Source organism: Mesorhizobium sp. M0195 (genome assembly GCF_040322115.1).
Taxonomy (GTDB): Bacteria; Pseudomonadota; Alphaproteobacteria; order Rhizobiales; family Rhizobiaceae; genus Mesorhizobium.
This window is the reverse complement of record NZ_JAMYSV010000006.1, coordinates 212195-235000: the sequence shown is the minus strand read 5'-3', so window position 1 is coordinate 235000 and position 22806 is coordinate 212195. Positions and strand designations below refer to the sequence as shown.

Here is a 22806-nt window from a genome sequence, read left to right as displayed (position 1 = left end):
TCGTTCCTCAGACCGGCTTCTTGCCGGTCGGCCGGCTCCCGTTTCCGGGCGACGGCTTGGCCGCTTCGGCGGCAGCCTTCGCCGGTTTAACCTTGGCCTCCGGCGCTTTGAAAGCAGACGCCGGCTCGGCCTTGTTCTTGGAGCCTTTGCGCTGTTTCGAGACGTCCTCGACCTGCGGCTCGGCCTTGTTGGCATTGGCGGCCGAATGCAGAGGCGCTGCAACGCTCGCCGCCTTCTCCGCCGCTGGCGCGACTTTTGTCGCCGACGGCGATTTCAGCGCCGGGCTGGTCTCGACCGCATCGGTCTTCGGCTTGCTGGCATTCGAGGGCGCAACTGGCGCCGGTGCAGGCGCGGCAGCAGGCGGAACCGGCGCTGCGGCAGCGGCCGCCGGCGCCGCTTCCTTGGCGGCTTTGGTCGCGGCCCTGGTTTCCCGGTCGCGGGTCGCCTTGAGGATCGCCTTTTCACTCTTAAGGGTCGTCAGGCCGCTGGCCGGCTCGGAAGTGACGCGGCCGTTTTGCGGTCCCGGTTCCACCGTGGCGCCCTTACCGGCGTCATAAAGGTCGATGATCTCGGCAAGCCGCTCCGGCGTCAAATCCTCATAGGTGTCCTTGAATATCATCACCATCGGCGCGTTGACGCAGGCGCCGAGACACTCGATCTCCTCCCACGACAGCGTGCCTTTGTCGTTGGTGTGGAACTGGTCGTGATGGATCTTCGAGCGGCACACATCCATCAGCGCTTCCGAGCCGCGCAGCATGCAGGGCGTGGTGCCGCAGACCTGGATATGGGCGCGGCTGCCGACCGGATTGAGCTGGTATTGCGTATAGAAGGTGGCAACTTCCAGCCCTCTGATATAGGGCATGCCGAGCATGTCGGAGATCGCCTCGATCGCCGCCTTGGTCACCCAGCCTTCCTGCTCCTGCGCCAGCATCAGCAAGGGAATGATCGCGGATTGCTCGCGCCCCTTCGGATATTTCTTGATCCACTGCTTCGCCGCTGCCGCATTCGCCCGGTTGAAGGCGAAGGAGGCTGGCTGGAGGCTGGCTTCTGCGAGACGGCGGACTGACATTTAGCGATCGACCTCACCAAACACGATGTCGAGGGAGCCGAGAACGGCGGTGACGTCGGCCAGCATGTGGCCGCGACACAAAAAGTCCATGGCTTGCAGATGCGCAAAGCCCGGCGCGCGCAGCTTGCAGCGGTAGGGCTTGTTGGTGCCGTCGGAGACGAGATAGACGCCGAACTCGCCCTTCGGCGCCTCGACCGCGGCATAGACCTCGCCGGCCGGCACGCGGTAGCCTTCGGTGTACAGCTTGAAGTGATGGATCAGCGCTTCCATCGAGCGCTTCATCGCCGCGCGCTTCGGCGGCACCACCTTGCCGTCGAGGTTCGACACCGGCCCGCCGCCCTCCTTGCCGAGCAACAGGTCGACGCACTGGCGCATGATTTTCGCCGACTGCCGCATCTCTTCCATGCGTACAAGATAACGGTCGAAACAGTCGCCGTTCTTGCCGACTGGAATGTCGAAATCCAGCTCGGCATAGCATTCGTAGGGTTGCGATTTGCGCAGGTCCCACGGCGCACCCGAGCCGCGCACCATGACGCCGGAAAAGCCCCAGGCCCAGGCGTCCGCCAGGGAGACGGTGGCAATGTCGACATTTCGCTGTTTGAAGATGCGATTACCGGTCAAAAGCGCGTCGAGGTCGTCGATCGACTTCAGGAACGGGTCGATCCACTTGCCGATGTCCTCGATCAGCTTCTGCGGCAGGTCCTGATGCACGCCGCCCGGCCGGAAATAGGCCGCATGCATGCGCGAGCCCGAGGCGCGCTCGTAAAACACCATCAGCTTTTCGCGCTCGACAAAGCCCCACAGCGGCGGCGTCAGCGCGCCGACATCCATCGCCTGCGTCGTCACATTGAGGATGTGCGACATGATGCGGCCGATCTCAGAGTAGAGAACTCGAATAAGCTGCCCGCGCTTCGGCACCTCGATGCCGAGCAGCCGCTCGGCTGCGAGCGCAAAGGCATGCTCCTGGTTCATCGGCGCGCAATAGTCGAGCCGGTCGAGATAAGGCACCGCCTGCAGATAAGTCTTGTGCTCGATCAGCTTTTCCGTGCCGCGATGCAACAGTCCGATATGCGGATCGACCCGGTCGACGACCTCGCCGTCGAGCTCCAGCACGAGGCGCAAAACGCCGTGCGCAGCCGGATGCTGTGGGCCGAAATTGATGTTGAAGTTGCGGACGGAGGTTTCAGCCATGGAGGCGCCTCTGGCGAAGAGTCAGTAGTGAGTAGTGAGTAGTGATCATCAACCTCAATGCCTGCTTCATTCCGCCTGCTTGGCCTGCACCGTCCGGATAAGAGATCTCGTCATTTTTCCAATCTCTTCGCATCGCAGTAGCAGTTCAATCTCATCGTCTTTTCGTAGCAGCCCAACCCGGCATGCCAGCAAAATGTGCGTTTCCAGTTCCTTCAACGAACCTTGCGCCATGCGCAAAAATTGAACGAACGAACCTCTGTTTTCTCGACCGTATCCCTCCGCGACGTTGGCTGCGATCGAAACCGTCGATCGGCGCATCTGCGAGGTCATGCCGTAGATCTCCTCCTTCGGAAACCCTTTACTGATGCGGTAACAATCTTCAGCAAGCACCATCGCCGATTGCCACACCTTCAGGTCGCGATAAGATTCGATCCTTTTTTCCAATTCCTACTCACTACTCACTACTCACTGTTTTGCCTTCTCGTCCCCCGGCAGAACATAATCCGTGCCTTCCCATGGGGACAGAAAATCGAAATTGCGGAATTCCTGCTTGAGCTCCACCGGCTCGTAGATGACGCGCTTGGCTTCGTCGTCGTAGCGTACCTCGACGAAGCCGGTCAGCGGAAAGTCCTTGCGCAGCGGATGGCCTTCGAAGCCGTAGTCGGTCAGAATCCGCCGCAGATCGGGATGACCCGAAAACAGCACGCCATAGAGATCGTAGGTTTCGCGTTCGAACCAGTCGGCGCCGGGATATATGCCGGTGATTGACGGCACCAGCGTCTCTTCGTCGGCCTGGACCTTGATGCGGATGCGGATATTCTGCCTCGGCGACAGCAAATGGTAGACGACGTCGAAGCGCTTTGCCCGCGACGGGTAATCGGCGCCGCAGACGTCGATGATCGAGATGAACTGGCATTTCGGGTCGTCGCGCAGGAAGGTCACTACCTCGATCAGGTCGCGCGGTTCGACTGAGATGGTGAGTTCGCCATAGGCGAGCACCGCCTCGCCGATCCGGCCGGTCAGCTTCTCGCCGAGATAGGTAGAGAGGTCATTCAACGCCTGGGTCATGACAGCCTCGCCAACCAGCCTAGAACCTTGTGCGAGTCATCCGGATCTTTCTCGCCAAACCAACCGCTCTCCCTGGCGGCATCAATGGTCAAAAAAACCTGACATTCATTGTCGTCACCCGGCTCGCCAAAAAACAGCTTTCCAACGAACTGCCGGGTTTCCAGATTGGCGGGGTCGCCATTTAGAGCAACGCATTCCACAAACAGCTTTTCGGCAGGCGCTCCCTGGCCAGACGCGGCGGAGGGAAACTTGGCCGACATTTCAGCAATCAGATTCTTGGTGCGATCGCCAAGCGATCGCAGTCTCACGTCGCCGTGATAAAAGACTATTCGTGGGTCGCTTGTCGGCTCAGCTTCCCAGTCATCCAATCGGATGTCGACACCAACACCAGCAGCACCAAATTTCGTGTCTGTTGAAAGCGCCGACGAATAAAACGTCGAACCGGAGTCCGTCTTTACAAATCGCTGCTCGAACGTTTTGAACATCAAATCCAGCCAAGGCTCAGGGTTGCCATAAATGATCCGATCTTCATCCATGGCGATTTACCGTTCGATCGTGCCGGTGCGGCGGATCTTCTTCTGCAGCAGAAGGATGCCGTAGAGCAGCGCTTCGGCGCTCGGCGGGCAGCCGGGCACGTAGATGTCGACCGGCACGATGCGGTCGCAGCCGCGCACCACCGAATAGGAATAATGATAATAGCCGCCGCCGTTGGCGCAGGAGCCCATCGAGATGACGTAGCGCGGCTCCGGCATCTGATCGTAGACCTTGCGCAGCGCCGGCGCCATCTTGTTGGTCAGCGTGCCGGCAACGATCATGATGTCGGACTGACGCGGAGACGCGCGCGGCGCGACACCGAACCTCTCGGAGTCATAGCGCGGCATCGAGGTATGGATCATCTCGACCGCGCAGCAGGCGAGACCGAAGGTCATGAACATCAGCGAGCCGCTGCGCGCCCAGGTGATCAGCGCCTCGGTCGAGGTGACGAGAAAGCCCTTGTCGGCGAGCTCGTTGTTGATCTCCAGGAAGAACGGATCGTCGGACCCCACCGGCCTGCCGGTGTTGGGGTCGATGAGGCCCTTGGGCTTCGGCGCGACGAGCGTGCCGGAACTGTCGTTCAATCCCATTCCAGCGCTCCTTTTTTCCATTCATAGGCAAAGCCGATGGTCAGCACCGCCAAAAACACCATCATCGACCAGAAGCCGAGCATGCCGATCTGGCTGAACGACACCGCCCAAGGAAACAGGAAGGCTACCTCCAGATCGAAGATGATGAACAGGATCGACACCAAGTAGAAGCGGATGTCGAACTTCATGCGCGCATCGTCGAACGAGTTGAAGCCGCATTCATAGGCCGAAAGCTTTTCCGGATCGGGGTTGCGGTAGGCCACCAGGAAGGGTGCGGCAAGCAGCGCCAGCCCGACCACCAGCGCCACGCCGATGAACAGGACGATGGGCAGGTACGAACCTAAAAGTGCGTTCATGCTGCAGTTTCCGTTGGCGGCCAATCCACTCTGATTACAGCACCGGACCCACTTGCGGAAGCGTGACAGTTTAACCACTGAACCGTTTTAAGGGGGCTCTATGCTGCAACGCGGCGAGGGTTAGCGCAGCGCTTTCGGCGAAGCAAGTCAAACCTTGTTCAAATCGCGGTACTGGGCGGCATATCCGGGAAAACTGGTCAGATCCGCTCCTGTTTGATTTCTTTCACTTTTCACTCCACTTTTCTCTCCTGACATGGATACCGCCAAAACCCTGCTAGCATGGCGCGGAATCACAGATTCTCTTCTCTGTCCGGCATCATCAGGATACCCGCATTGATGAAGGAAAAAATCTCACTTCGCATGGCCCGCCGCATCGCGCTGGCGGCACAGGGATTCAATGACCCCCGACCCGCCGGTACACCCGACCGCCGACATCTGGCCCGCGTGCTTGCCCGTACCGGCCTGCTGCAGATCGATTCCGTCAGCGCCGTGGTGCGCGCCCACTACATGCCGCTCTATTCGCGGCTTGGCCCCTACAAGCTGGCGCTGCTCGACGACGCCGCCATAACGCGCAAGCGCATGGTCTTTGAATATTGGGCGCACGAAGCCTCCTTCCTGCCGGTCGAGACCTATCCGCTGATGCGCTGGCGCATGCAGCGGGCCGAGCGCGGCGAGGAAATGTACAGCGGACTGGCCAAATGGGGCCGCGAGCACGCCGCCTATATCGAAGACATCTATCGCGAGGTCGCCGAACGAGGCCCGATCGCGGCGTCGGCTTTCGAAGGCCAGAAGGGTTCGGGCGGCTGGTGGGGCTGGAGCCATGCCAAGCACGCCTTCGAATGGCTGTTCTGGGCCGGCCGCATCACCACCGCGCATCGCCGCGGCTTCGAACGGTTCTACGATCTGCCGGAGCGCGTACTGCCGCCCGCGATACTCGCTCTACCGGTTCCCTGCCCCGAGGACGCCCACCGCGAATTGCTGCGCATCTCCGCCCGCGCCCATGGCGTCGCCACGGCAGGCGACCTGCGCGACTATTTCCGCCTCTCGCCCGCCGATATTAAGGGCCGCATCGAGGAGCTGGTCGAGGCTGGCGAGCTGTTGCCGGTGAGCGTCGACGGCTGGAGCAAAACAGCCTATCTCCATAAGAACGTCCGTTTGCCGCGCAGGATCGAGGCGCGCGCCTTGCTTGCGCCGTTCGATCCCGTGGTCTTCGAGCGGTCGCGCACCGAGCGATTGTTCGACTTCCACTACCGCATCGAGATCTACACGCCGGCCGAAAAGCGCCGGTATGGCTATTATGTGCTGCCGTTCCTGCTCGGCGACAGCATCGTCGGGCGCGTCGACCTCAGGGCCGACCGTCCGGCCGGCGTATTGCGCGTCCATGCCGCCTATGCGGAGCCCGGCGCCCCGCCACAAACCGCTGCCGAACTCTTCGAGGAATTGAAGCAGATGCAGGGCTGGCTCGGGCTTGAGCGCATCGCGGTGACGGCTGCCGGCGACCTTGGCCGGCCGCTCGCAGATATCGCCGCGTCATAGACGTGCGTTGACACGACTGCCTCCACAAGCCTAAATCCGTTTCAGACGGTCCCCTGCCCGCAACGGCAGGGGCCAAGAGGGAATGCGGTGCGAAATCTCGATTTCAAATCCGCGGCTGTCCCCGCAACTGTAAGCGACGAGCCAAGGCCGAAAACCACTGGGATATTCCCGGGAAGGCGGCACCAAGGCGATGACCCGCGAGCCAGGAGACCTGCCGTCTAGGACATAAGAATCCGATCGCCTGGCGGGTTTTCCGGGCAAGGAGCCTGATTTGGAACGCGACAGCAGTTTTTCGGCTGAGACAGCGGATTTATTGTCCGGCCCTGACGATTCCCCGGCCGGCGTTACCGTCATCGTCTGCTCTTCCTGCCGTGACGAGACCGGTTCGGACGCTCATCCCCGCGCCGGCGAACTGCTCGCCGAGGACACGCGCCGCGCCGCTTCCGGCGAAAACATCAAAATCCGCACCGTCGAATGCCTCGGCAATTGCAAGCGCCGGCTCAGCGCCGCCATGCTGCGCGACGGCTGCTGGAGTTACGTCTTCGGCGACCTGACCGCGACCAGCGGCGCCGATCTCGTGACCGGCGCAAAGCTGTTCGCCACCTCGACGGATGGGCTCATTCCGTGGCGCGGCCGTCCCGATTGCCTGAAGCGCGGTCTGGTTGCCCGCATCCCTCCCCTCGACCTTTTGAAGGACTTGATATGACCGCTGCCCCCCTTTCGCGCGTCCCCTGCACCGTCGTTACCGGATTTCTCGGCGCCGGCAAGACGACATTGATCCGCCATTTGCTCGAAAACGCCAAAGGCAAGCGGCTGGCCATCATCGTCAACGAGTTCGGCGACATCGGCATCGACGGCGAGATCCTGAAGGGCTGCGGCATCGACACCTGCCCCGAGGAAAACATTGTCGAGCTGGCCAATGGCTGCATCTGCTGCACTGTCGCCGACGATTTCGTCCCGGCACTCGACCAGATCCTGTCGCTGATGCCGAGGGTCGACCATATCCTGATCGAGACGTCCGGGCTGGCCCTGCCCAAGCCGCTGGTCCAGGCCTTCCAGTGGCCGTCGGTCAAGAGCCGGGTGACCGTCGATGGCGTTATCGCCGTCGTCGACGGACCGGCGCTGGCTGATGGGCGCGTCGCCAACGACATGGACGCCCTGCAGGCGCAGCGCGCGCAGGACGAGACGCTCGAACACGACGATCCGGTCGAGGAAGTATTCGAGGACCAGCTCGCTTGCGCCGACCTGATCATCCTCTCGAAGAGCGACCTGATGGACGCAGCCGGCTCGGCCCGTGCCAATGCCGTCATCGGCAAGCATGTTGCGCGGGCGGTGAAGATCGTGCCGACTTCGCAAGGCAAGGTCGATCCGTCGGTGCTGCTCGGCCTCGGCCTCGCCGTCGAGGACGACATAGAGAACCGCAAAACCCATCACGACGACGAGCTCGACCACGAACATGACGATTTTGACTCGTTCGTCATCGACATCGCGTCCGTGTCTAACCCGGACGAGCTCGCACAACGCGTCGCCACGGCGGCGGAGGAAGAAAACGTGTTGCGCGTCAAGGGCTTCGTCGAGGTTGGCGGCAAGCCGATGCGGCTCCTGCTGCAGGCCGTCGGCCCGCGCGTCAACCATTATTACGACCGGGCCTGGACCGCTGAAGACGATCGCCGCTCGCGCCTTGTCGTCATCGGTCTGAAAGGGCTGAACCGCCCGGCGATAGAGCGTATCCTCGCCGGCTGACCCCAGGTACAAGCCGCGATGCACATCCTCACCACCACATCCGCCTCGCTCGACGATCTCGCCGAGCCTGTCGATCTCAGGCAAACGCCTGCGGATGTCGTGGCCCTGTCCTTCACCGACAGCGACCTGGCCGGGCTGGCGGCGGCGTGGAAGGCGGATGCGGACCGCCTGCCCTCGATGCGGCTCGCCGCCTTGCGCGACCTGCGCCATCCGATGTCCGTCGACCTCTGGACCGAGAGCGTCGCCCGCCACGCCAAGGTCATTCTGGTCCGCATTCTCGGCGGCTACGAGTGGTGGCGCTATGGCTGCGACCAGCTCGCCGTTATCGCGCGAAATCGCGGTATCAAGCTGGCGCTCCTACCGGGCGAGAGCCACGACGAGGATTTGCGACTGATCGAAGGCTCGACGCTGCCGCGCGAGGATTTGGACGCCCTGCTTGGCTATTTTCGCGAGGGCGGGCCGGCAAATATGACGGCGCTGGTGCAGAGGCTGGCAAGTCTCGCTGGATCTGGTGCGGCGGTAGCCGAACCCGTTAGCGTGCCAAAGGCTGGATTTTACGAGCCGGGACTGGGGGTCGTAGAACGCGGCGTCCCCCTCCCCCTCGAGGGGAGGGTCCGGCCGCAGGCCGGGGATGGGGTCCTCTCCGAAGCGCGCCAACTCAAAGAGGCGTCGAGCACTGCCGCAATGACCCCACCCGGCCCTTCGGGCCACCCTCCCCTCGAGAGGGAGGGGGACGTCGTGCCAATCCTCTTCTACCGTTCGATGCTGCTCGCGGCCGACGTCGCGCCCATCGACGCGCTTTTCGAAGCGCTGAGCGCGCGCGGCATGGCTCCCGTGCCTATCTTCGTCTCCAGCCTCAAGGACCCGGCCTCACTCGCCTTTGTTGAAACCGCGCTTGCAACGCTGAAGCCTGCCGCCATCATCACCGCCACAGCTTTCGCCTCTGGGGCCGAGCCGGGCGTTGAAACCCTGTTCGACCGCGCCGGCGTGCCGGTGTTCCAGGTCATCGTCGCAACCACCCGCCGCGACATCTGGCAAACCAATCAGCGCGGCCTGGCGCCCGCCGACCTTGCCATGCATGTCGTCCTGCCCGAGCTCGACGGCCGCATCCTGGCCGGCGCCATTTCCTTCAAGGGCGAAAGCGAAACCGATCCCGCATTGGCCTTCCGCGCCTTCGCCAACCGGCCAGAGCCCGACCGCGTCGCGCAAGTGGCGAACCGTATCGAGGCATTCGTGCGCCTGCGGCGGACGCCGCGCGCGGAACGCAAGCTCGCCATCCTGATCCCCGACTATCCGAGCGCCCCCGGTCGCACCGGCTACGCCGTCGGCCTCGACGTGCCGTCCAGCGTGCTGGCAATGCTGCACGACCTGAGCGAACAGGGCTACGCCGTTGAAAGGATTCCGCAAACGCCAAGGGAGTTGTTGGATTTGCTGGAACGGGGCAATGGTGGGCTGAGACTGGACGATTATCTCGCTCTTTCTGCAGAGTTACCGACTGCGGCACTCGCTGCCGTGGAGGCGGCATGGGGTAAGGCGGAAGATGAGACAGGTTCGCGCGAGGCGCCCCCCTCTGTCCTACCGGACATCTCCCCCTCAAGTGGGGAGATTGGCCGTTTCGCCGACGGTTCTACCTTAATACCGTCGGTAGTTGGCGAAAGCAGAAGTCACGGAGCAATCTCCTCCCTTGAGGGGGAGATGTCCGGCAGGACAGAGGGGGGTGTTCAAGCGCCTGCTGTCGCCAAATTCCGCTTCCGCACGGCCACGTTCGGCAACATCACCGTGGCGCTCGCCCCCGATCGCGGGCGCTCGGTCGACCGCCGCGCCGACTATCACGACCCGACATTGCCGCCGCGCCATGCGCTGGTCGCCTTTGGCCTCTGGCTGCACCAGTCGCTCGGCATCCATGCAATTGTCCATGTCGGCGCCCACGGCACGCTGGAATGGCTGCCCGGCAAGACCGTTGCGCTCAGCGAAAACTGCTTTCCCGAAATCGTCACCGGCGCCCTGCCCGTCATTTATCCGTTCATCGTCTCCAACCCCGGCGAGGCAGCGCAGGCCAAGCGGCGCGTTGCCGCCGTCACGCTTGGCCATCTGCCGCCGCCGCTGACCGGCGCCGGGCTGGACGAAAACCAGCACAGGCTCGAACGACTGGTCGACGAATATGCCCAGGCCGACGGGCTCGACCGCCGCCGCCGCGACCGCCTGGCGAAGCTGATAGTCGAAACGGCGGAAAAGACCGGCCTCGCCTCAGAGGCTGGTGTCGCCAGGACCGACGCAGCCGACGAGGCTTTGCGCCGCATCGACGCCTGGCTCTGCGATCTCAAGGATTTCGCCATCAAGGACGGCCTGCACATTTACGGCCGCTCGCCGGAAGGCGAAGCTGATCCGGTACGGCGGCAAAGTGCGGCAGCTGAAAAAACCGCGCTGCTTGCCGCCCTCGACGGCCGCCACGTCGCTGCCGGTCCGGCCGGCGCGCCGGCGCGTGGCCGGAGCGATGTGCTGCCCACCGGCCGCAATTTGTTTACCGCCGACCCGCGCACCATGCCGACGCCGACCGCCTATGATCTGGGTAAGGCGGCAGCGGAAGAAGTCGTCCGCAACTACATGCAATCGCATGGCGACTGGCCGCGCTCGCTGGTCATCGACCTCTGGGGGTCGGCCTCGCTGCGCACCGGCGGCGAGGAGATCGCGCAAGGCCTGGCGCTGATGGGCTGCCGGCCGCAATGGGATTCAGCCACCGGCCGCATCACCGGCATCGAGGTGCTGCCGCCGGCAACGCTCGGCCGCCCGCGCGTCGACGTCACCTGGCGCATATCGGGCCTGTTCCGCGATATGTTCCCGACCCAGATCGCGCTGATCGACGCCGCGGCCAACGCCGTGGCGACCCGCGACGAGCACGATTCGGAAAACCCGCTGGCGGCCAGGACCCGCATCGACGGCAAGATCAGCCCGCGCATTTTCGGCACTTCGCCGGGCACTTACGGCGCCGGCGTCGAGGACATGTTGTCGAGCGGCGACTGGTCGGCGCGCGAAGAGATCGGCCGCGCCTATCTCGACGCCACTTCGCATGCCTATGGCGGCGCCGAGGGCGAAGGCATTTCGGCGCCTGGCGCGTTTGAGGGTCGCATCGCTGAGGCCGACCTTCTGGTTCATACCGGCGACGACCCCGGCCGCGACATCCTCGAAGGCTCGGCCGACGTCGCCTTTATCGGCGGCTTTTCGGCAGCGCTTGCCGCGCTCGGCAAGAACGCCGACGTGATCGTGCTCGACACCACGGACCCGCAAAAGCCCAAGCCGCGCTCGGTTGGTGAGGCCGTATCCCGGGTAGTTCGCGCCCGCGCGGTCAACCCGCGCTTCATCGCCGGCCAGATGCGGCACGGGCCGCGCGGCGCCTCGGAATTCGCCGAGACGGTCGACCGGCTGGTCGGCTTTGCCGAGACTACCCATGCCATATCAGGCACGCTGATCGAGGCCGTGCACGACGCCTATCTCGGCGACCCCGTGGTGCGCGCCTTCATCCTGCGCGAGAACCCGGCGGCGGCGAAGGTGATTGCCGAGCGTTTGCTGTCAGCACGGCGGCGCGGGCTCTGGCATCCGCTGCGCAACTCGATCGATAACGATCTCGCCGCACTGATTGCCGAAGCGCAAGCTCTGGGAGTGGCGGCATGAACGCTTTCTCGCGCCGTGGCGCCTGCCCTGCCTTGTCCGCGCCGATGCAAACCGGCGACGGGCTGCTGGTGCGGCTCAATCCGGTCGCTGGAGGACTGTTGCCGAAGTCGTTGATCGGACTCTGCGAATCCGCCTTGCGCCATGGCAACGGCATCATGGAAGTGACCGCCCGCGGCGGCCTGCAGATACGCGGCCTGACGCACGAAAGCGCCCGGCTACTGGCGATGGAGGTCGATGCGCTCGGCATCGCCGTGCGCACCGGCGTGCCGGTCGAGACCGGCCCACTGGCCGGGCTCGACCCGGAGGAGATAGCCGACCCGCGCCCGATGGCGGAGCGGATTCGGGTGGCGATTGAAGAGGCTGGTCTGACGGCAAGGCTCGGTCCGAAGGTTTCAGTCGTCATCGACGGCGGCGGGCAACTGACGATGGATGCGGTAGTGGCCGATGTACGACTGGCTGCGATCAGAACCGACGCGGGCGTCGGCTGGCGGATAGCTGTTGCTGGTGACGGGCAGAATGTCAGGCCTCTCGCCATGATCGAGAAAGATGCTGCCCGTGATATCGCCGTCGCGATTCTCAGGATGGTCGCCGAAAAAGGCCGCGAAGCTCATGCAAGGGATTTGACGGAACGGCAGCGTAGATCACTCGCAAGCTGGCATTCCTTCGCGCCCCCCTCTGTCCTGCCGGACATCTCCCCCTCTAGGGGGGAGATCGGCAGTTCCGCCGACGGCCGTACTTCTGCTGCCTCGGTATTCGGCGCGACTTCGGCGATTAGCGAAGGCGGAGACCAAGGCGCAATCTCCCCCCTAGAGGGGGAGATGTCCGGCAGGACAGAGGGGGGCGCCGCCGAACGCTTTCGCCCGCCCATTGGTATCTTCAACCTGAGCAACGGCCGTGCCCTCGGCATCGGCCTGCCCTTCGGCAGCATGCCCGCGCAAAAACTCATCGGCCTCACGCAAGAAGCCATCGCCCTGGGCGTCACCGAAATCCGCCTCGCTCCAAGCCGCGCGCTGCTTTTCATCGGCCTGCCACCGGCCGCCTGCCCCCAGCTGCACCAAGCCGCCGCAACCCTCGGCTTTGTCACCGACGCAGCCGATCCGCGCACGAAAATCGCCGCCTGCCCTGGCGCACCCGCCTGTGCCTCCGGCCGCATCGCTACCCGCGACATCGCCGAGATCATCGCTACAGAAAACCGCGACATCCTCGATTCCTCGCTGACGCTGCACATCTCCGGCTGCGCCAAGGGCTGCGCCCATCCCGGTCCGGCGAAGCTGACCCTGGTCGGTGGCGAAAACGGAGCCGGGCTTGTCGTGGACGGGACGGCAAAGGCATTGCCCGCCGGATACAGGCCGGGCTACGACGCCGCGCACGGCATCGGCCGCGTTGCAGCGGCGATCCGCAGCGCAAGACATCCCGGCGAAACCGCTGCCGCCTGCCTAGCGAGGCTCGGCACGGCGGGCGTCGTCAAAGCTTACCGACAGGAATGAACATGACCGCCTACGACTACATCCATGACGGCACGGCGATCTATGAGCGCTCCTTCGCCATCATCCGCGCCGAGGCCGACCTGTCGCGCTTTTCCGAAGCCGAGGCCGACGTCGCTATCCGCATGATCCATGCATGCGGCCAGGTCGAGGCCGCGCGGCACTTCGTTTTCTCGACCGATTTCGTCGCCGCCGCGCGCACAGCGTTGGGCGCCGGCGCGCCGATCTTCTGCGACGCGCAGATGGTCTCGCACGGCGTCACGCGCGCCCGGCTGCCTGCCGGCAACGAGGTAATCTGCACGCTGCGCGATCCGCGGACCGCCGACATCGCGAAAAAGATCGGCAACACCCGCTCGGCCGCGGCGATCGACCTGTGGGGCGAGCGCATGGCCGGTTCGGTCGTCGCCATCGGCAATGCGCCGACCGCCCTGTTTTATCTGCTGGAAAAGCTGCGCGACGGCGCGCCGAAGCCGGCGGCGATTATCGGCATGCCGGTCGGGTTTGTCGGTGCCGCCGAATCGAAAGATGCGCTGGCCGAAAATTGCTATGGCGTGCCTTACGCCATCGTGCGCGGCCGGCTGGGCGGCAGCGCCATGACCGCCGCCGCCCTCAATGCATTGGCGAGGCCGGGCCTATGAACGTGATCGCAAAAGGTCGACTGGTCGGCGTCGGCACCGGTCCCGGCGACCCCGACCTGCTGACGCTGAAGGCGGTGCGTGCGCTGGCCGAGGCCGATGTCGTTGCGCATTTCGCCAAGCGCGGCAACAACAGCAATGCGCGCGCCATCGTCGGTGCCCATTTTCGCCCCGATTTGATTGAACTGCCGCTGCTCTATCCGGTGACAACCGAAATCGACAAGGATCACAGCGATTACCGCTCGCAGATCACCGATTTCTATGAGCAATCGGCCGAAAAGGTCGCCGAGCACCTCAGCGCCGGCAGGATGGTCGCGGTGCTCTCGGAGGGCGACCCGCTTTTCTACGGCTCCTACATGCATCTTCATGTCCGGCTGGCGCACCGCTTTCCGACCGAAGTCATCCCGGGCGTCACCGCCATGTCCGGCTGCTGGTCGGCGACCGGCCTGCCGATCGTCCAGGGCGACGACGTGCTGACGGTGCTGCCGGGCACGATGAGCGAATTCGAGCTGACGCGTCGCCTCGCCGACACCGACGCTGCGGTGATCATGAAGGTCGGCCGCAACCTGCCCAAGATCAGGCGCGCGCTGGAGGCAACCGACAAACTGGCGCGGGCCGTCTACGTCGAGCGCGGCACCATGCCGGGCGGCGTCTCGATGCGGCTGGCCGATAAAAAGGACGACCAGGCGCCCTATTTCGCCATCGTTCTGGTGGCCGGCTGGTCGGGCCGGCCAAGCGCATTGAGAGCCGAAGCATGAGCGGCCGCCTCACCGTCATCGGCCTCGGGCCCGGCAACGCCGACCAGGTGACGCCGGAAGCCAGCCGCGCCGTTGGCGAGGCAAAATTCTTCTATGGCTACAAGCCTTATCTCGACCGGCTAGATCTGCGCCCCGAGCAGACCCGCGTCGCTTCCGATAATCGCGAGGAACTCGCGCGCGCCAGGGACGCGCTGCTGAAGGCTGCGGAAGGCCACGATGTCGCCGTCGTGTCGGGCGGCGATCCCGGCGTCTTCGCCATGGCGGCGGCCGTCTGCGAGGCGATCGAGGCGGGCCCACCCGAATGGCGCACGGTCGACATCGCTATCGTGCCCGGCATTACCGCCATGCTCGCCGTCGCCGCCCGCATCGGCGCGCCGCTCGGCCATGATTTCTGTGCCATCTCGTTGTCCGACAATCTGAAGCCGTGGGATTTGATCGAGCTGCGCCTACTTGCGGCGGCGGGCGCCGGCTTCGTCATCGCGCTCTACAATCCGATCAGCAAGGCACGCCCCTGGCAGCTTGGCCGCGCGTTCGAATGCCTGACGGCGATCCTGCCCGGCACCACGCCGGTGATCTTTGGCCGTGCCGCCGGCCGTCCCGACGAGCGCATCGAGGTTTTTCTGCTGGCCGACGCCGATGCCGCGAAGGCTGACATGGCGACCTGCATCATCATCGGCTCGCCGGAAACCAGGATCATCAAGCGGCGTGACAAGGCCGCGCTGGTCTACACGCCGCGTTCGGCAGCGGGCCCAAGAACATGACCGACCAGAAAATGATCGACCATAGCGGCAAGCGATTCGATGGTTTCGGCCGACGTAACGTCCGGCAACGCCGGCCTACGGATCATGATCACCTCGACACCGAGCGCCCGCGCCGCCGCGATCTTGCCGTAGGTCGCCTCGCCGCCGCTGTTTTTGGAAACAACGACTTCGATGCCACGGCTTTCGAGCAGCGCGCGCTCATCGACCTCATGAAACGGCCCGCGCGCCAAGAGATAGGCCGCGTCGGGCACAGCGAGCCTGGGCTCGACCGGGTCGACACTGCGAATGAGATAATGATGCCGGGGAGCTGCCTCGAAGGCAGCGACCTCCTGCCGCCCGAGCGCCAGGAACACACGGCGCGGCACCGATCCCAAAGCCGTCACCGCGCTGGCAACGGTGTCGACCAACGTCCAGCGATCACCTTCGACCGCCTCCCATCCGGGACGCCTGAGCGCAACGATAGGCACGCCGGTCATGCGCGCTGCTTCCGCCGCATTGGCGGAGATTTGCGCCGCATAGGGATGCGTGGCGTCAATCAGCAGGTCGATCTTGTTCTGGCGGAGATACGCCGCCAGCCCGCCGGCACCGCCGAAGCCGCCGACCCGCACCGGCACCCCCTGCGCGGCCGGGTTTTCGGTACGACCGGCCAGCGACAGCATGACCGAAATATCCGCGCGCGCGGCAAGCTTGCCGGCCAGTTGCCGTGCTTCGGTGGTTCCGCCGAGGATCAGAATGCGGTGGGTCATTATGCCTGCTGAAGCTCCGCGCGGCGCCAAGCTCACCTCAAAGTGGCTTACGATCGTCGGCATCGGCGAGGACGGTGTAGCGGGTCTCGGCGACGAGGCCAAGCGGTTGATCGCTGAGGCCGAGTTCGTCTTCGGCGGCAAGCGCCACCTCGCCCTTGTCGCATCACTGATCAAAGGTGAAGCGCGCGCCTGGCCGACGCCCTTCGATGCCGAGATGCGCGACGTGCTGGCGCTCTCCGGCAGACGCGTCTGCGTGCTGGCCTCCGGCGATCCCTTCTACCACGGTGTCGGCGTCACCCTCGCCCGCAAGGTCGCGGCAGAGGATATGCGGGTGATCCCCGCGCCCTCGGCCTTTTCGCTGGCCGCCTCACGCCTGGGCTGGGCGCTGCAGGACGTCGAGACCATTTCGCTGCATGGCCGCTCGCTCGACCTGATCCGGCCGTTGCTGCATCCTTGCACCCGCATTCTCGCGCTGACCTCGGACAGCGATGCACCGGGAGCGATTGCCCGTCTCATTATCGAACTTGGCTTCGGCGCTTCGCGGTTGACGGTGCTGGAGGCGCTGGGTGGGCCGAACGAAAGGCTGCGCTCGGCGAGCGCCGGCACCTTCGACCTCGCAAAGATCAATCCGCTCAACGTGCTCGCGATCGAAGTTGAATCGACTCCGCAAGCACCCATCCTGCCGCTGACAGCGGGACTTGCCGATCGTTTGTTCGAGCATGACGGCCAGATCACCAAGCGCGAAGTGCGCGCCGTCACCCTGTCCGCTCTCGCGCCAAGGCGCGGCGAACTGCTGTGGGACATCGGCGCCGGATCGGGCTCCATCGGCATCGAATGGATGCTGGCCCATCCTTCCATGCGTGCCATCGCCGTTGAGGCCGATCCGGCCCGCGCCGTCCGCATCCGACGTAACGCCGCGGCCTGCGGCGTTCCCGGTCTCGCCGTCGTTGAAGGTTCCGCACCGCAAGCTCTTGCTGGGCTGGAAACGCCGGCAGCGATCTTCATCGGCGGCGGCGGCAGCGATGCCGGCGTGCTGGAAAGAGCCATCGATGCCTTACCTGCCGGCGGCCGCCTAGTCGCCAACGCAGTGACCCTGGAGATGGAGGCACTGCTGCTTTCCCGTCACGCTGCGCTCGGAGGCGAGCTTACCCGGATCGCTATATCCCGTGCTTCGCCGGTTGGTTCGATGCAGGCCTGGCGGCCGGCTATGCCGGTCACCCAATGGAGTTGGGCCAAGCCATGATGGTCGCGGGCATCGGCAGCCGCAAAGGTGTCAGCGCACGCGACGTGCTTGCTGCGGTAGAAACCGCACTGGAGGCGCACGGGCTTGCCCTGCCCGCGCTTTCAGCCCTCGCGACCGCGTCTCTCAAGCAGGATGAAGCGGCAATCTTCGCCGCCGGACGTGAACTCCGCCTCCCGGTGATCGTTGTCGAGCAGGACGAACTCAAAGCTGCATCTACGACCAGCCACTCCGACCTATCACAGGAGCATGCCGGCACGCCGTCTGTTTCCGAAGCCTCGGCGCTTGCCGCCGCCGGCAAAGGCGCAAAGCTGCTCGGGCCGCGCACGGTGCTCGGTGCTGTCACCTGCGCCATCGCCATCAGCGGAGATGCGGCATGACCGTTCACTTCATCGGTGCCGGCCCGGGTGCTGCCGATCTCATCACCTTGCGCGGCAGCCGCCTGCTCGGCAGTTGTCCCGTCTGCCTCTATGCCGGATCGATCGTCGCGCCGGAGCTGTTGCAGCACTGCGCGCCCGGAACGAGGTTGATCGACACCGCGCCGATGTCACTCGACGAGATCGAGGCCGAATATTTGGCCGCCCACGCGGCCGGCCATGATGTCGCCCGCCTGCATTCCGGTGATCTGTCGGTCTGGAGCGCAGTTGCCGAGCAGATCCGCCGGCTGGAGAAGCATGGTATCCCTTATACGCTGACGCCCGGTGTGCCGTCCTTCGCCGCTGCGGCGGCAGCGCTGCGCCGCGAGCTGACCATTCCAGAAGTCGCGCAAAGCCTGGTGTTGACCCGAATCTCCGGCCGCGCCTCGAAAATGCCGCCCGGCGAAACGCTGGCCGGCTTCGGCCGCACCGGCGCCACGCTGGCCATCCACCTTGCCATCCACGCCATCGACCGCGTCGTCGCCGAGCTGACGCCGCATTACGGCGCCGACTGCCCGGTCGCGGTCGTCTTCCGTGCCTCCTGGCCGGACGAGCGCGTGCTGACCGGCACGCTGGCCACCATCGAGGCGCAATTGGCCGCCAATCCGATGGAGCGCACGGCAATCATCTTCGTCGGCCGCTCGCTGGCGGCGGAAGGCTTTGGCGAAAGTTCACTGTATGACGCGCACTACCAGCGGCGCTTTCGCGGACGGGACGGATTGTGAGCGGCAGCAATAGAAACACTACGGTCGAGCAGGCGCTCACCCGGCTGAACTTCAAGCCGCGCCAGCTGGAGCCCGGTCATGTCTGGCTGGCCGGTGCCGGCCCTGGCGATCCCGGCTGCCTGACGCTGGAAGTGCTGGCCGCCCTCGGACAGTGCGACGCGCTGGTTTATGACGCGCTGGTCTCGCCCGCGGTCGTCGCCGTCGCCGAGGGCGCGGAACTGTTCTATGCCGGCAAGCGCGGTGGCAAACCATCGATGAAGCAGGACGACATTACCGCTCTGCTGGTTCGGCTGGCGCGCGCGGGCCGGCGCGTCGTCAGGCTGAAGGGGGGCGACCCCTATATTTTCGGGCGTGGCGGCGAAGAGGCGCTGGCGCTGGCCGGGAAAACCATCCCGTTCCGCATCCTGCCTGGCCTGACGTCCGGCCTCAGCGCGCTGGCCGCCACCGGCATTCCCGGCACCATGCGCGGCATCAACAAGGCGCTGATCCTGGCGACCGGTCACGCCGCCGGCACCGATGACGATCTCGACTGGGCGGCCATCGCCCGTACCGGCCAGCCGGTGGTCATCTATATGGGCATGGCCAATCTGCCGCTGATCGCCGCCTCGCTGCTCGAGGGCGGGCTGGCGCCTTCGACGCCCACCGCGGTGATTGTCGCTGCGACGACACCGCAGGAACGGATCGTCGTCGCCACGCTCGCCACCATTGCGGAAGAGACAGCGGCCGCCGGTCTAACCTCGCCGGCGCTGATCGTCGTCGGCGGTATTGTCGCTATGCGTGCGGCACTGGCGGGCGAGCCATGACCCGCGCCATCATCATCGGCGCGCCGCGCTCGGGCTCGGGCAAGACCAGCGTCACCATCGGCATTCTGCGCGCGCTCGCCCGGCGCGGCCTGAAGGTGCGCGGCGCCAAGTCCGGCCCGGACTATATCGATCCCGGCTTCCACACCGCCGCCACAGGCTTGTCCGGCATCAACCTCGACAGCTGGGCAATGCCGCCCGCCCTGCTTAACGCACTGGCCGGCGAAGCGACCGAAGATGCCGATTTTATCTTCCTCGAAAGCGCCATGGGCCTGTTCGACGGAATTCCCGCTGCTCCGGGCCGCACCGGCTCGGCCGCCGACCTTGCCCGGCTTTATGGCCTGCCGGTGCTGCTGGTGCTCGACGTTTCCGGCCAGTCGACCACGGCGGCGGCCGTTGCCAAGGGCTTTGCTACTTATGACTCCGATGTGCGCATGGCCGGTGTCGTGCTCAACCGATTGGGCAGTGAACGCCACCGCCAACTGTGCGGCGACGCCATCGAAGCGCTCGGCTTGCCTGTCGTCGGCGCTATCCTGCGCGATCCCTCGCTCAACCTGCCCGAGCGTCATCTCGGCCTCGTTCAGGCCGGCGAATATGAGAACCTGATGGCGCATCTCGACCGGCTGGCCGATATGGTCGAGCGCTCGCTCGACCTCGTCGCCATCATGGCTCTGGCGGCGCCATTCACGCCCGCGCCTGGCAATTTCGGCGACGCGCTGCCGCCCCCCGGCCAGCGCATTGCACTCGCCGAGGACGCCGCCTTTACCTTCCTCTATCCGCACGTTGCCGCGCATTGGCGCAAGGCCGGCGCCGAGATCGTCCCATTCTCGCCGCTCGCCGATGAAGCGCCCGGCGACAATTGCCATGTCTGCTGGCTGCCCGGCGGCTATCCCGAGCTCCACGCCGGCCGCCTCGCCGCCGCTGCGAATTTCAGGGCCGGCATGGCGAGGTTCGCCGCCACGCGGCCGGTGCATGGTGAGTGCGGCGGCTTCATGGTGCTGGGCGAAGCGCTCGAGGATGCATCGGGCGAGACGCATCGGATGCTTGGCCTGCTCGGCCATTCGACCAGCTTCGCCAAGCGCAAGATGAATCTCGGCTACCGCGAGGCGCGGCTGCGGTCCGGCTGTCCGCTCGGCAGACAAGGCACGCTGATCCGCGGCCATGAGTTCCACTACGCGCAGATGGTTGCGACCGGCAATGACGGGCCGCTGGCCGATCTCGCCGACGGGCAAGGCAACCCGCTCGGCGCCTCCGGCTACCGGCGCGGCAATGTCAGCGGCACGTTCTTCCATGCCATTGCGAGGGCCGGATGAAGGCCTCGCAACAGCAAATTCTCGATGATATCGCGCTTTGCCTCGTCTTCTTTACCCGGCTGCCGCTGCCGCGAGCCGACTTCCGTGGCCGAAGCCTTGCCGCTGCGATCTGGGCTGCACCGGTCGCCGGTCTCGCCGTCGCTATGGCCGGTGCGCTGGCCTGCGCCGTCGGCACGACGCTGGGCCTAGCCGGAGGTCCTGCTGCAGCGTTCGCCCTTGCCGCGATCTTGCTTGTCACCGGCTGCCTGCATGAGGACGCGCTGTCGGATGTTGCTGATGGTTTTGGCGGCGGCAAGACCCGCGACAGGAAACTGGAGATCATGCGTGACAGCCGCATCGGTGCCTACGGCGCCTGCGCGCTCGGCATCTCGCTGTTGATCCGCTGGAGCGCGCTCTCAGAACTCGCCGGCCCGGCTCATGTCTTCTGGGCCCTCATTGCCGCGCATGCCGCCTCGCGCGGCCTGCTCGGCGCCTTCATGCACCTGCTGCAGCCGGCCCGCAGCGACGGCCTTTCGGCCGAAGCGGGGACCGTCTCGGCTAAAACAGCTGGCATCGGTGCCGTACTCGGTGCGGTCGCACTGCTGACGCTTGGGTTCGGCGCTGCCGTTTTCGCGATCATCCTGCTCGGTCTGTCATTCGCCGCCTTCCGCGCGCTTTGCCTCAACCAGATCGGCGGCCAGACCGGCGACACCGTCGGCGCCCTTCAGCAGCTGGGCGAGATCGCAATCCTGCTCGTCGCTTCCATTTCCCTTTCCTGACTCTGTTTCGGAGATTTTGCCCCCATGCCTTTCAAATCGCTCGATGAACTGCGCGCCGCCTGCCTCGGCCTGCCCATTGGCAGCGACGCCGCGGCCAATGCCGTCGCCCGCCGCCAGGACACGCTGACCAAGCCGCAAGGCAGCCTTGGCCGGCTGGAGACAATAGTCGCCTGGCTGGCGCGCTGGCAGGGCCGCGACATGCCAAAGCTCGACCGTGTCAAGGTCTTCGTCTTCGCCGGCAATCACGGCGTCACCGCGCAAGGCGTGTCGGCCTTCCCGTCGGAGGTCACCGTGCAGATGGTGGCGAATTTCGCCGGCGGCGGCGCCGCCATCAACCAGCTTGCCCGCATCGCCGGCGCGGAGCTAGACGTCATCCCGCTTGATCTGGATCATCCGACCGGCGATATCACGCAAGAGCCGGCGATGGACGACGAGGCCTTCCTCGCCGCTGTCTCGGCCGGCTACGACGCGGTCAGCAAGGACCTCGACCTCGTCTGCTTCGGCGAAATGGGCATCGGCAACACCACGCCGGCGGCGGCCATCTCAACCGCGCTGTTCGGCGGCGGCGCCGAACGATGGACTGGGCGCGGCACCGGCGTCGACGATGCCGGCCTCGTGCGCAAGATCGTCGCCATCGAGGCCGGCCTGAAGCGCCACGCCCCGGCGCTGGCCGATCCGCTGAAGGTAGCGGCGGCCCTCGGCGGCCGCGAGCTTGCGGCGATCTTGGGCGCAACGCTGGCTGCGCGTCATCTCGGCGTGCCGGTATTGCTCGACGGCTTCGTCTGCACCGCCGCAGCGGCACCTTTGGCAGCGCTGCACCCTGCTGGCCTCGCCCACACGCTGGCAGCCCATGTCTCGGCCGAATCCGGCCACCGTCGTCTATTGGAGGCGCTCGGCCTGCCGCCCTTGCTCGACCTCGGCATGCGGCTCGGCGAAGGCTCCGGCGCCTGCCTCGCCGTCAACGTCGTCCGCTCGGCACTCGAATGCCATGCCAGGATGGCAAGTTTTGCGGAGGCTGGTGTTTCGGAGAAGTAATCGGATACGGCCTATGAACTCGATCCACTAAGTATGAACTCGATCCACTAAGGCAGCAGCTTCCGTTCGCGATGATTCTCAGATAATCTGGTGGGATGAAAAAGTTTCACCCCGCCTACTCTGCTGCGTTTCTCATTGTCGGTAGCGGTGCGCTGATTTCGCGCGGCAGATATTCCAGCTACGGTCCGATCGACACCGCGATTCTCGTCCTTTTCTTGATCTTCTTCTGGTGCTTATCAGCGACTTTTCAGGGGGAAAAGCCGATGTTGATGCTGACAGACGTCAGAGTGCTGACAATGGCATCGCTTTTCGGTTCGGCAAGTTTCTGAGCCGCGTTTTCGGGCGCGGCAATCGCAGCGTTTGATCCAGTCGGCTGCGA

Annotated in this window: 24 protein-coding genes and 1 riboswitch; of the genes, 16 read left to right on the top strand and 8 right to left on the bottom strand. The window is 65.1% G+C overall.

Going from position 1 to position 22806, the window contains the following annotated elements:
• Window positions 1-7 precede the first annotated feature (7 nt).
• The 7 genes from nuoE to NKJ12_RS15545 form a co-directional block, all read right to left on the bottom strand.
• Window positions 8-1069, bottom strand: coding sequence for an NADH-quinone oxidoreductase subunit NuoE (gene nuoE / locus NKJ12_RS15575; protein WP_352703635.1), 1062 nt, complete (start codon window positions 1067-1069; stop codon window positions 8-10).
• A complete protein-coding gene (locus tag NKJ12_RS15570; RefSeq protein WP_254818103.1) occupies window positions 1070-2260 on the bottom strand; it encodes an NADH-quinone oxidoreductase subunit D in 1191 nt (396 codons plus the stop codon).
• Window positions 2261-2326: 66 nt separating this feature from the next.
• Window positions 2327-2704, bottom strand: coding sequence for a four helix bundle protein (locus NKJ12_RS15565; RefSeq protein ID WP_352703633.1), 378 nt, complete (start codon window positions 2702-2704; stop codon window positions 2327-2329).
• 21 nt (window positions 2705-2725) lie between these two features.
• Window positions 2726-3328, bottom strand: coding sequence for an NADH-quinone oxidoreductase subunit C (locus tag NKJ12_RS15560; RefSeq protein WP_023720748.1), 603 nt, complete (start codon window positions 3326-3328; stop codon window positions 2726-2728).
• Complete coding sequence (locus NKJ12_RS15555) at window positions 3325-3864, bottom strand: hypothetical protein (RefSeq protein ID WP_352703631.1); 540 nt, start codon at window positions 3862-3864, stop codon at window positions 3325-3327. Before NKJ12_RS15555 ends, NKJ12_RS15560 begins: the two co-directional genes overlap by 4 nt.
• A 6-nt stretch (window positions 3865-3870) precedes the next feature.
• Window positions 3871-4452, bottom strand: a complete 582-nt coding sequence (locus tag NKJ12_RS15550; protein ID WP_023670824.1) for a NuoB/complex I 20 kDa subunit family protein — start codon at window positions 4450-4452, stop codon at window positions 3871-3873.
• Window positions 4443-4808, bottom strand: a complete 366-nt coding sequence (locus NKJ12_RS15545; RefSeq protein WP_023720750.1) for an NADH-quinone oxidoreductase subunit A — start codon at window positions 4806-4808, stop codon at window positions 4443-4445. Before NKJ12_RS15545 ends, NKJ12_RS15550 begins: the two co-directional genes overlap by 10 nt.
• A 336-nt stretch (window positions 4809-5144) precedes the next feature.
• On the opposite strand from NKJ12_RS15545, the gene NKJ12_RS15540 reads away from it, so the two are divergent.
• The 8 genes from NKJ12_RS15540 (at window position 5145) to NKJ12_RS15505 (ending at window position 15394) form a co-directional block, all read left to right on the top strand.
• Window positions 5145-6344 (top strand): winged helix-turn-helix domain-containing protein, encoded by a 1200-nt coding sequence (locus NKJ12_RS15540; RefSeq protein ID WP_352505864.1) that lies wholly within the window; start codon window positions 5145-5147, stop codon window positions 6342-6344.
• Between the two features lie 29 nt (window positions 6345-6373).
• Window positions 6374-6577: riboswitch (cobalamin riboswitch) on the top strand.
• Between the two features lie 38 nt (window positions 6578-6615).
• On the top strand, window positions 6616-7050 hold the full coding sequence (locus NKJ12_RS15535; protein WP_352688105.1) for a DUF1636 family protein: 435 nt from the start codon (window positions 6616-6618) through the stop codon (window positions 7048-7050).
• Window positions 7047-8087 (top strand): cobalamin biosynthesis protein CobW, encoded by a 1041-nt coding sequence (gene cobW, locus NKJ12_RS15530; protein WP_352688103.1) that lies wholly within the window; start codon window positions 7047-7049, stop codon window positions 8085-8087. Before NKJ12_RS15535 ends, cobW begins: the two co-directional genes overlap by 4 nt.
• 18 nt (window positions 8088-8105) lie before the next feature.
• Window positions 8106-11756, top strand: coding sequence for a cobaltochelatase subunit CobN (locus NKJ12_RS15525; RefSeq protein ID WP_352703629.1), 3651 nt, complete (start codon window positions 8106-8108; stop codon window positions 11754-11756).
• Window positions 11753-13243 (top strand): precorrin-3B synthase, encoded by a 1491-nt coding sequence (cobG, locus tag NKJ12_RS15520; protein WP_352703627.1) that lies wholly within the window; start codon window positions 11753-11755, stop codon window positions 13241-13243. The genes NKJ12_RS15525 and cobG overlap by 4 nt, the downstream gene beginning before the upstream one ends.
• A gap of 2 nt (window positions 13244-13245) precedes the next feature.
• A complete protein-coding gene (locus tag NKJ12_RS15515) occupies window positions 13246-13878 on the top strand; it encodes a precorrin-8X methylmutase (protein ID WP_352703625.1) in 633 nt (210 codons plus the stop codon).
• Window positions 13875-14633: a precorrin-2 C(20)-methyltransferase gene (locus NKJ12_RS15510; protein WP_352691658.1), complete on the top strand. Its 759-nt coding sequence runs from the start codon at window positions 13875-13877 to the stop codon at window positions 14631-14633. Before NKJ12_RS15515 ends, NKJ12_RS15510 begins: the two co-directional genes overlap by 4 nt.
• Complete coding sequence (locus tag NKJ12_RS15505) at window positions 14630-15394, top strand: precorrin-3B C(17)-methyltransferase (protein ID WP_352691656.1); 765 nt, start codon at window positions 14630-14632, stop codon at window positions 15392-15394. The genes NKJ12_RS15510 and NKJ12_RS15505 overlap by 4 nt, the downstream gene beginning before the upstream one ends.
• Here NKJ12_RS15505 and NKJ12_RS15500 read toward each other — a convergent pair.
• Window positions 15358-16140: a cobalt-precorrin-6A reductase gene (locus NKJ12_RS15500; RefSeq protein ID WP_352703623.1), complete on the bottom strand. Its 783-nt coding sequence runs from the start codon at window positions 16138-16140 to the stop codon at window positions 15358-15360. The two genes, NKJ12_RS15505 and NKJ12_RS15500, sit on opposite strands and share 37 nt — an antisense overlap.
• A 1-nt stretch (window position 16141) precedes the next feature.
• Between NKJ12_RS15500 and cbiE the strand changes: the two genes are divergently transcribed.
• The 8 genes from cbiE (at window position 16142) to NKJ12_RS15460 (ending at window position 22756) form a co-directional block, all read left to right on the top strand.
• Window positions 16142-17383 carry a precorrin-6y C5,15-methyltransferase (decarboxylating) subunit CbiE gene (gene cbiE, locus NKJ12_RS15495; RefSeq protein WP_352703621.1) on the top strand — a complete coding sequence of 414 codons (1242 nt, stop codon included), beginning with the start codon at window positions 16142-16144 and terminating at the stop codon, window positions 17381-17383.
• On the top strand, window positions 17380-17760 hold the full coding sequence (locus tag NKJ12_RS15490) for a cobalamin biosynthesis protein (RefSeq protein ID WP_254818091.1): 381 nt from the start codon (window positions 17380-17382) through the stop codon (window positions 17758-17760). Before cbiE ends, NKJ12_RS15490 begins: the two co-directional genes overlap by 4 nt.
• Window positions 17757-18521, top strand: coding sequence for a precorrin-4 C(11)-methyltransferase (gene cobM, locus NKJ12_RS15485; RefSeq protein WP_352703619.1), 765 nt, complete (start codon window positions 17757-17759; stop codon window positions 18519-18521). The genes NKJ12_RS15490 and cobM overlap by 4 nt, the downstream gene beginning before the upstream one ends.
• The gene (cobA, locus tag NKJ12_RS15480) at window positions 18518-19324 is read left to right on the top strand and encodes a uroporphyrinogen-III C-methyltransferase (protein WP_352703617.1); all 807 of its coding nucleotides are present in this window, start codon (window positions 18518-18520) and stop codon (window positions 19322-19324) included. Before cobM ends, cobA begins: the two co-directional genes overlap by 4 nt.
• Complete coding sequence (locus NKJ12_RS15475) at window positions 19321-20634, top strand: cobyrinic acid a,c-diamide synthase CobB (protein ID WP_352703615.1); 1314 nt, start codon at window positions 19321-19323, stop codon at window positions 20632-20634. The genes cobA and NKJ12_RS15475 overlap by 4 nt, the downstream gene beginning before the upstream one ends.
• Window positions 20631-21392, top strand: a complete 762-nt coding sequence (gene cobS / locus NKJ12_RS15470) for an adenosylcobinamide-GDP ribazoletransferase (protein WP_254818087.1) — start codon at window positions 20631-20633, stop codon at window positions 21390-21392. Before NKJ12_RS15475 ends, cobS begins: the two co-directional genes overlap by 4 nt.
• A 24-nt stretch (window positions 21393-21416) precedes the next feature.
• Window positions 21417-22427: a nicotinate-nucleotide--dimethylbenzimidazole phosphoribosyltransferase gene (gene cobT, locus NKJ12_RS15465; RefSeq protein ID WP_254818086.1), complete on the top strand. Its 1011-nt coding sequence runs from the start codon at window positions 21417-21419 to the stop codon at window positions 22425-22427.
• 95 nt (window positions 22428-22522) lie between these two features.
• The gene (locus NKJ12_RS15460; RefSeq protein WP_352703612.1) at window positions 22523-22756 is read left to right on the top strand and encodes a hypothetical protein; all 234 of its coding nucleotides are present in this window, start codon (window positions 22523-22525) and stop codon (window positions 22754-22756) included.
• Window positions 22757-22806 lie beyond the last annotated feature (50 nt).